This window comes from Dolichospermum sp. UHCC 0406, from assembly GCF_009712025.1.
In the GTDB taxonomy this organism is placed as follows: Bacteria; Cyanobacteriota; Cyanobacteriia; order Cyanobacteriales; family Nostocaceae; genus Dolichospermum; species Dolichospermum lemmermannii.
In genome coordinates, this window is sequence record NZ_VILA01000019.1 from 120,107 (window position 1) to 135,671 (window position 15,565).

The 15,565-nt window shown below is 38.5% G+C and carries 13 protein-coding genes and 1 tRNA gene; 7 read left to right on the forward strand and 7 right to left on the reverse strand.

The features are described 5' to 3' along the window. Nucleotides 1-127: 127 nt before the first annotated feature. Nucleotides 128-2,086, forward strand: coding sequence for a glycine oxidase ThiO (gene thiO, locus FJR09_RS25955; RefSeq protein WP_168653588.1), 1,959 nt, complete (start codon nucleotides 128-130; stop codon nucleotides 2,084-2,086). An 11-nt stretch (nucleotides 2,087-2,097) separates the two neighbouring features. Here the strand turns inward: thiO and FJR09_RS17945 are convergent, their stop codons facing one another. Further along, nucleotides 2,098-2,586, reverse strand: a complete 489-nt coding sequence (locus FJR09_RS17945; RefSeq protein ID WP_168653589.1) for a hypothetical protein — start codon at nucleotides 2,584-2,586, stop codon at nucleotides 2,098-2,100. Between the two features lie 2 nt (nucleotides 2,587-2,588). Then, nucleotides 2,589-3,893, reverse strand: a complete 1,305-nt coding sequence (locus FJR09_RS17950; RefSeq protein ID WP_168653590.1) for an AAA family ATPase — start codon at nucleotides 3,891-3,893, stop codon at nucleotides 2,589-2,591. A gap of 538 nt (nucleotides 3,894-4,431) precedes the next feature. Here FJR09_RS17950 and psb34 point away from each other — a divergent pair. From psb34 to FJR09_RS17965, 3 genes are all read left to right on the forward strand, one after another. After that, a complete protein-coding gene (gene psb34, locus FJR09_RS17955; protein ID WP_015083315.1) occupies nucleotides 4,432-4,611 on the forward strand; it encodes a photosystem II assembly protein Psb34 in 180 nt (59 codons plus the stop codon). A gap of 216 nt (nucleotides 4,612-4,827) precedes the next feature. Continuing rightward, nucleotides 4,828-6,987, forward strand: coding sequence for a tetratricopeptide repeat protein (locus FJR09_RS17960; protein ID WP_168651269.1), 2,160 nt, complete (start codon nucleotides 4,828-4,830; stop codon nucleotides 6,985-6,987). 44 nt (nucleotides 6,988-7,031) lie between these two features. Beyond that, a complete protein-coding gene (locus tag FJR09_RS17965; protein WP_168654146.1) occupies nucleotides 7,032-8,888 on the forward strand; it encodes an ABC transporter ATP-binding protein in 1,857 nt (618 codons plus the stop codon). A 160-nt stretch (nucleotides 8,889-9,048) separates the two neighbouring features. On the opposite strand, the gene FJR09_RS17970 is transcribed toward FJR09_RS17965, so the two are convergent. Next, complete coding sequence (locus FJR09_RS17970; protein WP_168651271.1) at nucleotides 9,049-9,354, reverse strand: hypothetical protein; 306 nt, start codon at nucleotides 9,352-9,354, stop codon at nucleotides 9,049-9,051. Nucleotides 9,355-9,631: 277 nt separating this feature from the next. Between FJR09_RS17970 and FJR09_RS17975 the strand changes: the two genes are divergently transcribed. The 3 genes from FJR09_RS17975 to FJR09_RS26235 all read left to right on the forward strand — a co-directional run bounded on the left by FJR09_RS17975 (nucleotide 9,632) and on the right by FJR09_RS26235 (nucleotide 11,754). Then, on the forward strand, nucleotides 9,632-10,606 hold the full coding sequence (locus FJR09_RS17975; RefSeq protein WP_168653593.1) for a cysteine synthase A: 975 nt from the start codon (nucleotides 9,632-9,634) through the stop codon (nucleotides 10,604-10,606). A 188-nt stretch (nucleotides 10,607-10,794) separates the two neighbouring features. Then, nucleotides 10,795-11,106 carry a ferredoxin gene (locus FJR09_RS17980; protein WP_168653594.1) on the forward strand — a complete coding sequence of 104 codons (312 nt, stop codon included), beginning with the start codon at nucleotides 10,795-10,797 and terminating at the stop codon, nucleotides 11,104-11,106. A gap of 57 nt (nucleotides 11,107-11,163) precedes the next feature. Further along, complete coding sequence (locus tag FJR09_RS26235) at nucleotides 11,164-11,754, forward strand: DUF5331 domain-containing protein (protein ID WP_168653595.1); 591 nt, start codon at nucleotides 11,164-11,166, stop codon at nucleotides 11,752-11,754. A 7-nt stretch (nucleotides 11,755-11,761) separates the two neighbouring features. Here FJR09_RS26235 and FJR09_RS17990 read toward each other — a convergent pair whose 3' ends face one another. The 4 genes from FJR09_RS17990 to pds all read right to left on the reverse strand — a co-directional run bounded on the left by FJR09_RS17990 (nucleotide 11,762) and on the right by pds (nucleotide 15,490). After that, nucleotides 11,762-12,754 carry a folate-binding protein YgfZ gene (locus FJR09_RS17990; RefSeq protein WP_168653596.1) on the reverse strand — a complete coding sequence of 331 codons (993 nt, stop codon included), beginning with the start codon at nucleotides 12,752-12,754 and terminating at the stop codon, nucleotides 11,762-11,764. Between the two features lie 153 nt (nucleotides 12,755-12,907). Further along, nucleotides 12,908-12,995 (reverse strand) — tRNA-Ser (locus FJR09_RS17995). Between the two features lie 139 nt (nucleotides 12,996-13,134). Then, nucleotides 13,135-14,067, reverse strand: a complete 933-nt coding sequence (crtB, locus tag FJR09_RS18000) for a 15-cis-phytoene synthase CrtB (protein ID WP_015083307.1) — start codon at nucleotides 14,065-14,067, stop codon at nucleotides 13,135-13,137. After that, nucleotides 14,051-15,490 (reverse strand): 15-cis-phytoene desaturase, encoded by a 1,440-nt coding sequence (gene pds / locus FJR09_RS18005; RefSeq protein ID WP_015083306.1) that lies wholly within the window; start codon nucleotides 15,488-15,490, stop codon nucleotides 14,051-14,053. The genes crtB and pds overlap by 17 nt, the downstream gene beginning before the upstream one ends. Nucleotides 15,491-15,565: the final 75 nt, after the last annotated feature.

The following is a 15,565-nucleotide window of genomic DNA, read 5'->3' on the forward strand; positions in this document are numbered from 1 at the left end:
AGGGAAAAATTTAGTTAGAGGTCAAAGGTCAAAATTAAAAAACTCATGACCAATGACCAATTTCCACCCCCTCTGAGTCATTTATGAGTTATTAGTTATTTACTAATAACTAATTGACTAATGACTAATGACTAATGATGTTTTAATTATTGGTGGTGGTATTATCGGGTTGGCTTGCGGTGTTGAACTCAAATTACGGGGTGCAAATGTAACTGTAATTTGCCGTGATTTTACTGCCGCAGCCAGCCATGCAGCAGCGGGAATGTTAGCGCCTGATGCGGAAAATATTACTAATGAGGCGATGTTGTCTTTATGTCGGCGATCGCGTAATTTATATTTAGACTGGACGGAAAAATTAACAAAATTAACCGCCACAAAAGATTTAAACAATACAGGTTATTGGCCTTGCGGTATCCTCGCACCATTGTATCAACAACCTGAAAACCGGGAACACAAAAACGCTAACTGGTTAGATAAAAATACGATTAACCAATATCAAACAGGTTTGGGTGCAGATGTGGTTGGTGGCTGGTGGTATCCTGAAGATGGGCAAGTTGATAACAGGGCTTTAATGAAAGTTCTGCGAACTGCGGCTACCTCTTTGGGTGTTGTTTTCCAAGATGGAATTACAGTAGAAGCGATTTCTCAACAACAGGGAAAAGTTATTGGTGTACAAACTAATACTGGGTTACTTCGCGCTGATCATTATCTTTTAACTGCTGGTGCTTGGACAAATCAATTATTACCTTTACCAGTGCGTCCCCGCAAAGGACAAATGTTGAGTGTGCGAGTCCCGGACTTTGTGACTGAATTACCTTTAACCAGGGTGTTGTTTGGTGAAAATATTTATATTGTTCCCCGCCGCAATCGCTCTATCATTATTGGTGCAACTAGCGAAGATGTAGGATTTACTGCCCATAATACCCCTGGGGGCATTCAAAGTTTATTACAATCAGCTATACGACTATATCCCCAACTAGAGAATTATCCTCTACAAGAACTTTGGTGGGGATTTCGTCCCGCTACTCCCGATGACTTCCCTATTTTGGGTCATAGTTATTGTAGTAACTTAACCTTGGCTACTGGTCATCACCGCAATGGTATTTTACTTGCACCAATTACAGCCACATTAATTGCTGATTTGATTTGTGAACAAAAAGCAGATCCTCTTTTAGCTAATTTTCATTATTCTCGCTTTTCTACTGTGTCATCTACTACTACACCAATGTTAATTCACGCGACTCCTGCCACTAACGGACACCGTAACCCAGAAATATCAGATTTAATTGTTCCCGATTCACCCTTAATTATTGCCGGCAAAAGCTTCAAATCTCGGTTAATGACGGGAACCGGTAAATATCGCAATATCCGAGAAATGCAGCAAAGTGTCGCTGCTAGTGGTTGTCAAATTGTCACGGTAGCTGTGCGACGGGTACAAACCAACGCCCCAGGACATGAAGGTTTAGCAGAGGCACTAGATTGGAGTAAAATCTGGATGTTACCCAATACCGCTGGCTGTCAAACCGCAGAAGAAGCGGTGCGAGTGGCACGGTTGGGACGGGAAATGGCGAAGTTATTGGGACAGGAAGATAATAATTTTGTCAAGTTAGAAGTGATACCTGATGCCAAGTATTTATTACCTGATCCCATTGGCACTTTGCAAGCTGCGGAACAGTTGGTAAAGGAGGGTTTTGCTGTATTGCCTTATATTAATGCTGATCCCATGTTAGCCAAGCGACTAGAAGAGGTGGGTTGTGCCACGGTTATGCCTTTGGCTGCCCCTATTGGTTCGGGACAAGGACTGCAAACAACTGCCAATATTCAGATTATTATTGAAAATGCCCATATTCCCGTAGTGGTAGATGCCGGCATTGGTGCGCCCTCTGAGGCTGCTGAGGCGATGGAATTGGGGGCGGATGCGTTATTGATTAATAGTGCGATCGCCCTGGCTCAGAATGCCCCAGCAATGGCTTATGCAATGAATCTAGCCACAGTAGCCGGTCGCATGGCTTATTTAGCCGGCAGAATGCCCACGAAGGATTACGCTAGTGCTAGTTCTCCTTTAACGGGGACTATTACGGGCTAATTTGTATTTACTTAGATCCCCGACTTCTTGAAGAAGTCGGGGATCTGATTTTCTTCTAAAACCTGACTTTTATATTTGATCAGATCACCAGAATCTTTGCCATTTTGTTGTTTAAGACGTTTCTTGAGCTTAATTTCTATAGAACTATTAATATCAGGTGTGGGATTTCTATTTAAGACAATACGTGCATAAATTTTGAATTCTTTTATTTCAGTCATCAGTTTATTTATAGATGAATCTATTTGGCTAAGTGCTTTTTGTAAATCATGTCCCTTTAATTCTACAAAAAACGCTGATTTATCTTCACAGGACAAGATTAGGTAATCACATCTTTCAGATTCTTTAATTAAGCACCCATCAACCTTAATCTTACAAATTTCTTTACCGTTATTATTGGTGACTCTATACTCTTGTTTATTCCCAGAATCTCTGACAACTATGGTTTTTCTTGAATCACAAAATTCCTGACATTCACTTTTTCTAAATAAATCGTTACACATAGTTAGTCATCCAGATTAAATAAATCATTAAATTTGTCGTTAATTATACTGGATGCGCTATCTATTTTTTCCGCTTGAATTAATTTTAATTCTTCATCAATAATTGATTCATAGCCATTTTCAGAAATAAAGTAAGCTGAAATGCGATTTGGATCAATCCAACTTTTACTATTAACAATACTTTCTACTGCTTCTCTTTCATCACCTATTTTATTTTTACCTACTTGATAAGCATATAAAAGATTATTGAAAGCAGATAAAATATAAGGACTATGAGTAGTTATAATTATTTGATTATTATAAACATTTGCTAATAAACCAATCAGTTCTACAATATCACTTTGGGTTTCAGGATAAAGATGTGCTTCTGGTTCTTCAAACACCATAAATACACTCGTTTCATCTAAAATATATCGAAATATCAGCAATAAAATCCAGACAGATTCTTGTTGTCCTGAAGAAGCATATTGTAGTTTCACATATTGGTTATTTTTAAAATAAATTCTTTCTTTATCAATATCAGCATTAAATCTATATTCACCTTTGAGGATTTTTTTTAATAAATCTAGTAAGTTAGAACCTAAATCAACAGCAATATTTCTATTTTGAATAAGAGTATTTAAATCATCTGTAAAGTAAGTTTTCAATAAATTAATTCGCTTTACAAAAGATTGTGTAAAGTAGTCTAAAATGTTTGGATTGTTGATATCTTGTAGTTGATTTGTTAATGTAGACATCAAACTTCTACCAGCAGGAATAAATACAGGAGAGTGTGTTTCCTCAAATATATTATCAATGCGCGATTTAAAATTTTTAAACTGCAATCTTCTGTCTGATTCTAATTCTCGTAATTCTTCTAATGATTTAAATTTATGCTGTTGTTCTTTGGAAATTATTTTGTAATTTAAAATTTCTGTAATTAGCAAACTTAATTCGTTTTCTAGAATGTTACTTAATTTTATTTTTGGAATAACAAAAGATTTAGATTGATTTTTGTAAATGGCTATTTGTTTTGTTGGTGAATATTGATATGCGACTCTAAATAATTCACAATCCAATGAAAGATTGAAATTATCTAAAAAATTAACTACCAGATGACTTAATAAATCTAAGAGAGGTTTAGGAGAAGTCAGATCGTTAGCATATATATAATCAAGTATTTCATCTTTAATAGATTTGAATATAAAAATAGATTTACTAATTGTACTTTTACCGCTTGCTTGGGGTCCAATTAACAGCATAACATCTGTAACATCAGCCTCAAATTTTTTAACGGGTCCAAAATTTTCTATAGAGATTCTTTGCATAATTATGATGTTTTGATTGAGATTCAAAAATATAAATCACTATGAACAGTGTAACAAAAATTTGATGGCAAATAGTCATGTAACTGAACTTCGCGCTTAATTAGGAATGAATTCTCTTCCTGAATTAGCAGTCAGCCCGCATTTCTCACAAACAATGCGATTCCTACGGAGCGCTTCGCTATCGCAATCTATATAATCTTTATAGAGAGACGGTTTCGGGCATTTTTCATGGGGTTGATTTTTGATGCAGTGTGAAAACCCAGAATCCAGATTTTATAAGGGTTTGAGGATTTTGGTGAGAAATCCGGGTCAGGTGAAATAGAATAGCACAAAGTAACAGATGAATTGTCTATTTTGTCAAGATACCGCAGATTGCAGATTAATGAGGTACAGGATCTAAATTCAAAGCCAGACAGCAAGCCAGTTTTACTCCTGACTCCTGACTTCTTTAGATTCATGTAATTATTTTTTTATTTTTATGAGAGTGCTGTAAAATTTATTTAACATTAAGTAAAGAAAGATAATAAGGAATCACTTCATGCCTTACACAAACGAAGAGGGTGGTCTTCTCAATAACTTTGCTAAAGAACCCAAGCTTTATCAAGCTGAACCACCAACAAACTCCCAAAAGCGTACTTATATTATCTTAGGAATTGCAGCGGTGCTTTTAATTGGAGGGGTAATTTTTGTCGCTTTCACTGTCTCTAATGTTAGCTAATTGGAAAACTGCCCTTTAATAGCTTTTCCTGATTTCAGGTTCTTATTTTGATCAAGAGCCTGATTTTTTGCTAGAATGGCAAAATACAAGTATAATCATAGTCTTTTTTTTTTGATATTCTAGCCCATAAAACTTGATTCATCCTGAAAAAGAGAGCATCTCCGTGAAAATCCAAATTATGAGATGTGACATTAATATTTAATTTATTCAGTCAGGATGTATACAGAAAATAGGGCTAAAACTCAACTAAATACAAGCGTGAATGAAACTGTACATACAGAAAACATTAGTTTGAATCGGCAAGTATATCAACGCCTAAAACTTGCTCTGAGTCTGGGTTTACGTAGACAAATCCTATTTGCTATATGTGATAATTTACATTTAAGAAATCGGATAGCAGCGCGGTTACACTCCACTTTAGCTTATCCAGTGGGTAAGGTCATATATCAGCGAGCTAATGTGGGAGATTTTAGCACGCCAGCTTATCCGCGATTAGTCACTCTGCGTTTAAATTTAAGTGATCCTAATCCTATAGCGCAAATCAATGAATGGTTAGCTAATTATCCACCCCCGATGGTGGGAGGATCAACAGATAATCCTGGCCGTCCCTTACCAATGCCGGGATTTCAGATTGTCGGGGTAGAAATGCTGACTAAAGAACCAGTAGCAGTACAACGTTTATTTTTGAATTATCTCCGGTTAGGTGAACAGCATTTATCAAGTCAGGAATTTAGTCACTTTGTAGAATCTAGTCTTTTATTTTGGGTTTCTCGTCCTTGGTTGTCTGCGATTCAGCAATCAGCAGCAAAATTTTGGCATTGTCGAACCGGCGTATTTGTATTTGCAGGAGAACCGACACCAACTATAGATAATAGAGGTTATCCAGAAAAATTTGCAGATTCCTATAATTTAGGTCAAGAAAATTTAGAGCATTTAGTTGTTAATGAAGAGGAAGTTTCTCAAGACATCAAACAAACAAATAAGTTTGATTTGTCTTTAACTTCAACCACAGATTTAACACAAATACCAGATGAATTTCCGGTTCAATCTCCTCAAATAACAACTCATCAGCATTTTCCTTCCTTATCTCATATTAACCAGGAGTTGCAAGGATTAATTAAGGCAACAATAAATGCTGATGATAGTGATCAAATTCAACAAATACTCTGGGAAATTGAACAGTTACATATTCAAACAGCTAAGGGAGAAGAGTTAGGGATAGCTTATCAGAATCTTGGTAATTTCTATCGGTTGCAGATTGAGCAAGGACAAGCAACTGTGGAAAATTTGATGATAGCAATTCTAGCTTATCAGGAAGCAGTTAATTATGATGAAAGTTCTCCACAACTTCCAGATATTTTGAATGATTTGGGGACACTTTACTGGATGTTGCACCGCATCCCTGATAATTCTGAAGAAGCAAAAATTTATATTCAACAAGGGGTAGACTTTTATAAATTAGCACTCAAGATAATTACAGGTGATACTCAGCCAGAAACTTATACGCGGATTCAAAATAACCTGGGTACTGCCTATGGTGACTTAGCGAAATTTGCTGAACCTGTAGAAAATTGGCAGTTCGCAGTTATTGCTTATGATGAAGCCATTCGTTACCGACAAGAAGAAATAGAACCTTTAAAATATGCTGCTTGTCAGAACAATTTAGGTACAGCTTATTGGCATCTAGGGCAGTACGATCAACCTGTAGAAAATCTCACCAAAGCGATTTCTGCTTATAAGTTAGCAGTCGTTCACTATCAACAGACAAATGATCCCCTAAAATATGCGATGATTCAAAATAATATGGGTACGGCTTATTGGAATCTTTCCCAATATGAACAACCAATAGAAAATCTCCAGTTAGCAATTCAGGTTTATAATGAAGCCCTAAAATATCGAACATCTGTGGATGTTCCTCAATCCTATGCTGCTACTCAAAATAATCTGGGTATCGCTTACTGGCATCTAGCAAATCAGCCACAAACAACAAAAGAAGATCAACAAAAATTCGTAAAATTATGTATTAATGCTTATGAAGAAGCTGTGAATACGGCTCACTTACTTAGTAGTCTACCTTTAAGTTTTGATTTATGGATGACACACAATAATTTAGGATTAGCTCATTATTATTTAGTGATAAATTTGTCTTTTAATGGTGATAAAAAAATGCTTTCTCAACAGTTAGAAGCCGCTTTAGAAAATCATTTACAAGCGTTAAGTGGATTTGATAGACAAACAGAAAATTATCAAACAACAATCAGCTATATTATTAGCACAATTCGGGCTTTTCACAATGAGTTAGGAATTCAAGGACAAAATTTAGCTTTATCTAAGCTTCCAGGACATTTATTGCCAAATGTCTTACCTAAGTTGTAATTTGGTAATTGGTAATTGGTAATTGGTAATTGGTAATTGGTAATATGAAAGAAACAGTTTTAGGGGTTCGCAATCTACAAGTTGAATTTGTCAGTGACAGCAGTAAAGTAAAAGCTATTGATGATATTAGTTTTCAGCTACATCAGGGTGAGACTTTAGGAATAGTGGGAGAGTCGGGAAGTGGAAAGTCGGTTACGGCTTTAGCAATCATGGGTTTGTTGCAATATCCAGGAAAAGTGAGTGGAGGGGAAATTTTCTTTTCTCGGACAAGTGGACAACCGCTGGATTTATTAGCATTATCACCTCAAGAAATGCAGCTTTATCGAGGTGGTGATATTGCGATGATTTTTCAAGAACCAATGAGTTCTTTAAATCCGGTTTATACTATCGGGTTTCAGTTGCAAGAAGCTATTATGCGACATCAGAATGTAAATGCAATTGAAGCGAAAAGAATTGCGATCGCGGGTTTACAAGAAGTTAAACTTTTAGCTAGTGATGAACAAATTGAAGAACAGTATCTTGATCATAATTTATCTGCATCAGGTAGCTTTAAATTAGCACAGTTGGTGAAAGAACACAAAGAAGCCATGTTGGAAAGATATCCCCATGAGCTATCTGGAGGACAATTGCAACGAGTTATGATTGCCATGGCTATCTCTTGCAATCCATCTGTATTAATTGCTGATGAACCGACTACAGCTTTAGATGTGACTGTGCAAGCGACAATTCTAGCATTGTTATATGAACTGCAACAAAGTCGCAATATGGCAATGATTTTTATTAGCCATGATTTGGGGTTAATTGCGGAAATTACTGACCAAGTAGCAGTGATGTATAAAGGTAAAATTGTCGAATATGGTGCAGCAGCACAAATTTTTAACAATCCCCATCATCCTTATACGAAAGGACTTGTAGCTTGTCGTCCTAGCTTGAACCGTCGTCCCCACAAACTGCTGACTGTTTCTGACTACATGAGTGTGACAGAAGATGAATTTGGAAAAGTGACAATTCAGAGTAAAGAACCTGCACAACCAGCAGAAACTACTAGGGACGAGACTAACACAAGATTAGCAAAGATTAGTTCACAGTCACCTCTGTTGACCGTTAGTAACTTGGAAGTCGGTTTTCCAGTCCGGGGAGTATTTGGCAGCACAAAACGTTACCATAAGGCTGTAAATGGGGTTTCCTTTGATGTTTTTCCGGGAGAAACCTTGGGATTGGTGGGAGAATCTGGTTGCGGTAAAACTACTTTAGGTAGAACATTGCTGCGATTAATCGAACCGATGAGCGGTAAAATATTATTTAATGGACAGGATATTACTCACTTGACTGGGAAAACTTTGCAGCACTTACGACGGGAAATGCAAATTATTTTCCAAAATCCTTTTAGTTCCCTCAACCCCCGGATTAAGATTGGGGAAGCGATTGTAGAACCGCTGTTAATTCATGGTGTCGGTAAGTCGAAACAACAGCGACAAGCTAGGGTAGTGGAACTGTTGGAACGGGTGAGTTTAAGTGCAGATGATATGAAAAAATATCCTCATCAGTTTTCCGGTGGTCAGCGTCAACGGGTTTGTATTGCTCGCGCTTTGGCTTTAAATCCTAAGTTTATTATTTGTGATGAATCAGTTTCAGCTTTAGACGTATCTGTGCAAGCGCAAGTTTTAAATTTATTGAAAGAATTACAAGAGAAGTTGAAACTAACTTACATTTTTATTTCCCATGATTTAAGTGTAGTCAAATTTTTGAGCGATCGCATTTTAGTGATGAATCAAGGGAAAATAGTGGAATCAGGGACATCTGACAGTATTTACTTAGAACCAAAAGAAGAATATACACAAAAATTAATTGCTGCAATTCCTACAGGTAGTCCAGAAAGAATCAGAAATAGAATCGGATAATGTCAGATTTAGATCCCCGACTTCTCCAAGAAGTCGGGGATCTTATTGATTGTAATAAGCTAAACAAATAGCAATTTCTAAACGAACCTGAGAAACCCGTTCTAAATCATTTATAAATTGCTCAGTTCCCACTTGATAATTCATGATGATTATACTTTATTTAGAGTTTTTTTTTAATTTGCGATTCTAAGAAAAGTTTGTAAAAAAGAAAAGCCAAAGCCCCAAAAATAATAATTCCGGCTAAAACTGAGGCTACTCGAACTGCAACTATAGTTGCAACAGCCAAACCAAAAAATTTTCCACCAAGAATGATTTTTCTTAGCCAAGGTTTTTGAGATTGTTCTGGTTGATGTTTCTGAGTTTTATAAACAGGTTGATCAATAGCATTGATTTGATCATCCATTTCTCGGAGTCGCTTTTCTAGCTGACGTTGAATGTCTTGATTGTGTTCATGGGGAGATTTCATTAATATCCACCTTGTTTATGAAATCATTTAGTATATTGTATGATAACTTACGCACAGAAACAACCAAAGCAATATTAACATTGCTAGATTGAGTTTAAATTCAATCTTTTGTACTTGCTTTTCAGAAATTTTCGGGAAGAAGATCCCATTAGAATTGAGATTATAGCAACTTTAATGTATTTCTTCCTTAGCGTCTTTGCTCCTTAGCGTCTTTGCGCGAAACAAAATTACATAAAAATGTCAAAATTTGATTGGGAAAAACTCAGGTAGATGCAAAATGGATATCAAAAATGGATTTGTTGGTACAATTGGTAACACCCCATTAATTCGTTTAAACAGTTTTAGCGAAGAAACAGGTTGTGATATCTTAGCCAAAGCCGAATATCTGAACCCTGGTGGTTCTGTCAAAGATCGGGCTGCGCTGTATATTATCGAAGATGCAGAAAAAAAAGGACTTCTCAAACCCGGTGGTACAGTAGTCGAAGGAACAGCGGGAAATACGGGAATTGGACTGGCACATATTTGCAACGCCAAAGGTTATAAATGCTTGATTATTATTCCCAATACCCAATCCCAAGAAAAAATAGATGCTTTAACTACCTTGGGGGCTGAAGTTCGTCCTATTCCTGCGGTCCCTTACAAAGATCCGAATAATTACGTTAAACTATCTGGTAGAATTGCGGCAGAAATGGAAAACGCCATTTGGGCTAATCAGTTTGATAATTTAGCCAATCGTACTGCCCATTATGAGACCACAGGTAGAGAGATTTGGCAACAGACAAATGGTAGAATTGACGGCTGGGTGGCATCAACTGGTACTGGTGGTACTTATGCTGGTGTGGCAATGTACCTAAAAGAACAAAATCCGGGCGTTAAATGTGTTGTTGCTGACCCTTTAGGTAGTGGACTATATAGCTATATCAAAACTGGTGAAATCAAAATAGCAGGTAATTCAATTACTGAAGGTATTGGTAATAGTCGCATTACCGCCAATATGGAAGGCGCACCTATTGATGATACTATCCAAATTGATGATTCTGAAGCCTTGCGTGTTGTTTATCAACTATTAAGAAAAGATGGTTTATTAATGGGTGGTTCAACGGGAATTAATGTCGGTGCGGCTGTGGCTTTAGCTAAACAGTTGGGTCCAGGACATACTATTGTAACTATTTTGTGTGACAGTGGTTCTCGCTATCAATCACGAATATTTAATAGTGAATGGTTAGCCAGTAAAGGATTAGTGATCAATTAGGATTTCTTAGCGATCGCCACATATACCAAATATAGTATCATAGTGGCGATTTAGATGAAGCCCAGTGCTTGGGTGTTACTTCTGATTCTATTATTAAATTATGGCTGGCTGAACGTCTTGATAAAAAAGTTACTAGCAAGTAAAAACAGTAAATATTTGGATATTTTCAGTGAATTAACTGTAAACAAATGTCAAACGTCCCAACTCAGGAACAACCCCTGCCTATTTCTGTAAAAGTATGTCAACATCGTACTTGTAGAAAACAAGGTGCAGAAGAAGTATTAGCAGCTTTACAAGCTTTACCTGCTCCTAATGTGACAATTGCAGCTAGTGGCTGTTTAGGTCAATGTGGTAATGGTCCAATGGTGCTAGTTTTACCCGAAATGGTTTGGTATTGTCGGGTTTTACCTCAAGAAATACCCAGATTAGTGGAACAACATTTATTAGCTGGTAAAATAGTTAAGAAAATGCTTTATTATCGGTTTCATCCCCAGGGATAAAGATCACTGAAAATATATAAATGCTGTAATTTAGTACAGTAAGAAGTGAGGGAATGAATGGATATTCAGCATCTACGTCAAGCATTAAAAATGAAGTGGCTAATTTATTACGAACAAAATCGTTCTTGGCTAGTTAAAATGCGAATCTGGAAAGATTATGCTGGCATCCGCAGACCTTCTTCTGGTTACATTTTAGCAACTTTATCCACTTTAGAACCAGAGTTAAAAAAAATCCTCCCCTTCATTTTGGATTTAAACAATGATCCTGATAGGATCATTGCAGCTTTGTGTTTGCACTTCAATCCTGAACAGGAATTAAACTTATTAAAATCCCAGCATTCTACCGTAAAAAATGAGATTGTGAGTACCTCTCCTGCTCATATAGCCTTGACAGATTCACCTGTACCCAAAGAACGCAAACAGGTGTTATTGAAAATGACTACAGGCATTTCTGTGATTGCAGTGGCTACACCGATTCATCATCATTCTTCAGTTAAGCTACCTGTCGGATTGGCCAGGGAACAAATAGATAAACGATTGATAACTACGGGAATTCCCAGCCCAAATATTACCGGGATTTCATCTACTTATAGCAATATTTTTCCGTCTTGGCTAGATGAATTGTGCCCAGGTAGAGGAAATGGGTAATGGACAATTAGACATTACTTAATGGATATTCGTGGGAAACAAAGGGAATAGCAATTATTTCCCCTTCTGTTTCTCCAACTTGTACTTTTAAGCCAACTCCACCAGCTTTACTCCTGATGTAACCTAGTCCAAAATGACCATCAGGAGTGGTTGTATAGCTGGTGAGTTTACCTACTTTTTCTTCCCCAATGGTGATGACTGTTCCTGGTTCAGCCGTAGCACTAAGACGAATTCCCCAAAGGTATTGCTTTACACCTTTGTATGTATTAAGTCTGGCAATGGTTTCCTGACCGATATAACAACCTTTGCTAAAGGAAACTGTCTGCCATAAACCCACTTCTAAGGGGTTATAATCATCCGTGAGTTCTGAATCGGTCGCGGGACGACCTTGTAATATTCGTAACATTTCCCAAGCGCGATCGCTCAATTCCACAGCCCCCAATCCTAGTATTTTCTCCCACCATATTTGTTTTTCGGCAATCGGTAAAATCAATGTATATCCAGGTGCAGCCAAGCCACTACCCACTGCAACTATCACCCGATCAACTAAAATATGATTACCATCTGGTTGACCAATTAAATCACCAGCTCCTAATTTTTCGACGATAGCATGGCTTTGAGGTCCAATCAGGCTTAATGTCGCTGTTTCCTCGGTCACATCAGTTAATTTAACCTTATCTGCAAAGAAGATATAGCGATCTAACCATGCCATAAGTTCCTGACGACGGTGAGGGGAAACTAACAATAAAACAGCATCATCTAATACATAAGCAGTCACTAAATCTATCGTCCGAGCGGTAGATGTCACCATGACAGTATCACAGCCCTGACCAGGTTTGCGAGATTGAAAATCATTAGTGCTTTGATTATGTAAAAAGCGGAGACGATCATCATCAGAAATCCGAATACGCCCCCAATCAGAGCGATCTCTGACCACGGACCCTTCCCTTACCGCTTGAATAGTATTTATATCGTTAGTATCAATTGCAGATGTTAACATAGTGGTACAGAGTTGATAAAATTATCACCATAAGCAGATAGAGGATGTAGGTTAACATCAAGCTCTTTCAAAACTATAGTTTTCAACTTGGATCTAGTTTATACTCAGATACCGGACTTCTTTAAGAAATCCGGTATGTAGCTTTTGTAAAAATGGAGAGGGGGGGATTCGAACCCCCGAAGGGATATAATCCCTTAACAGATTAGCAATCTGCCGCTTTCGACCACTCAGCCACCTCTCCAGGTCATGAGTAATAATCGTAGCAGAAGTTTTTGAGCTTGTCAATAGTTATTTTGTAAATAGATTCATTGACCATTGACCATTGACCATTGACCATTGACCAATGACCAATGACCAATGACCAATGACCAATGACCAAGTTATAAAACTTGAGATCGCATCCAAGCTGCTGGCAAAGTACGTAACTTTTTCCATTGGGGAACATAAGCTCGCTGACTGAACACATCATAATTATTGCGCTCAATCACCTCTAAAATCTGCTCATAGAGCATGGATGCAGCCCAAACAGGCCACCGAGCATCAGCAGAAAGATAACTAATACCTTTATCTGCTTGAATATAGAATTGACGGGCGCGATCAATTTGAAACCGCATGAGTGAACGCCAACGGTCATCCACTACGCCGCGAATACATTCTTCCTCGGTGTAATTAAATTTGGCCAAATCTTCTAGGGGAATATAGATTCTGCCTCGACGGGCATCTTCACCAACATCACGGAGAATATTCGTGAGTTGATTGGCAATTCCCAAAGCGATCGCTTCTTCTATAGGAAGATAAGGCTGTTGGCCTTGATGCCAAGGGGCGGTATAGATATTATTATCTATACCCATAATCGTTGTTGACATCAAACCTACAGTCCCCGCTACTCGGTAGCAGTAGAGGTATAAATCCTCAAAGGTTGCATAGCGACTGCGATACAAATCCATCCGCTGACCGGCGATCATATCCCGAAAGGGTTGAATGTCTAGCGGAAAGCGTTGGAGAGTATCTACTAACGCTACATCATAATTATCCAATGGGCATCCCGCAAAAATGGATTCCAGTTGCTTTTCCCATAGTTCTAGGGTTTCTGGCGTGGTAATAGCAGATGCAGGGCCATCCACTAATTCATCTGTGCGGCGACACCAGGCATAAATTGCCCAAACAGATTGACGCTTGGCCGGACTCATCAACATTGTCCCCAAGTAAAAAGTCTTGGCGTACTTAGCTGTGAGTTCCCGACAAAGGTTGTATGACTCATCTATAGAGACCAGCGTTTTCATGCGCGGGGGGGAATCAGGCAGTTGCAGCATTCTTGGCGGGCGGTCGTGTTGGCGTTTGCAGGTTAGAGGGATTTGCTACCGTCTGTGCTTGGAATATCGCCTGCGCTGTCAGTTTACCAGAAAGTACAGCCCCTTCCATGCTGGCTAGATAGCGCTGCATGGTGTAATCCCCAGTCAGATAGAAATTAGTAATGGGGGTTTCCTGGGAAGGACGGTACTGTTGACGACCTGGGGTAGCCTTGTAAACTGAACGTGGTGTTTTTACCACATGATATTTCAGCATTTTGGTAGGATTATCCCCCCCAAAGTGTTGGGGAAAGAGTTTTTCTAACTCAGTAATAGTTGCAGCAACAATGTCCTCATCGGATTTAGATATCCAATCTTTTGCCGGTGCTAGAACTAATTCCAGCATGGAACGGTGAGGATTGGCGTATTCACGGCAAGTATTACTCATATCAGCATAAACGCTGAGGAGAGGAGAACGCGAAAATAGCAGATGATCAATATCTGTTAATTTGCGGTCGAACCAGATATGGACATTAATCACTGGGACCCCTTCTAAACCCTCTAATTTTTGGAAAAATGGCATTTCTTTCCAAGAAATGGGCAAAATCGGCTTTAAGGGGTCAACTGGAAGGGCAGAGACATAAGTATCCGCTGTAAATATTTCATCTTCTGCCCCATTTAAACCGCGGAGGAGGAAGCCTTTCACAGTTCCATCCTCATTGAGTAAAATCTCTTTCAAGGGCGCATTCAGACGGACTTCACCACCCCGTTCAGTAATGTGGTCAATAATGGGCTGACACAATCTTTCTGTGGGTGAACCATCAAGGAAGGCCATTTTTGAGCCGTTTTTCTCTTGGAGAAAGCGATTCAAAGCCGTTAAAAGGACAGTAGCAGAAATTTCATCGGGGTCAATGAAGTTTAAGGCTTTGGACATCGCAATGAATACTTCTTTTTCTACCCTGGGGGGGACGTTTTGTTTTTGCAGCCACTCCCGGAAAGAATATTTGTCCATTTCTTCGACATACTTTTGCCCTTGGAGAATGGCAGGTAGTAATCCGATGCCAAAACTGATTTTCTCCGGCCAGGTCAGCATATCGTTGTTTCTGAGAATTGCTACCATCCCATTGATAGGTGCTGGTAAATCGGGGAAATCAAAGCGGCTGTAAGTCCCCGGTGCTTCGGGCTGATTGAAGATCATTGTGTGTTCTTTCCACTGCAACCGATCTTCAATATCCAATTCTTTGAATAACTGCAACATATTGGGATAAGCCCCAAAGAAAATATGCAGTCCTGTTTCGTACCAGTCCCCATCAGCATCCTTCCACGCTGCCACTTTCCCCCCTACTACGTCTCGGCGTTCCAAAACGATGGGTGTGTGACCTAGATCCGTGAGATATTTTGCACAGGAAAGTCCTGCTAGACCCGCTCCCGCGATTGCTACGCGCATTTAAACCTACTATTATTTAATATTTCTTAACTGTTTTGCCGTTCTAATTATACGTTGCAATCCGTTACATTTGGC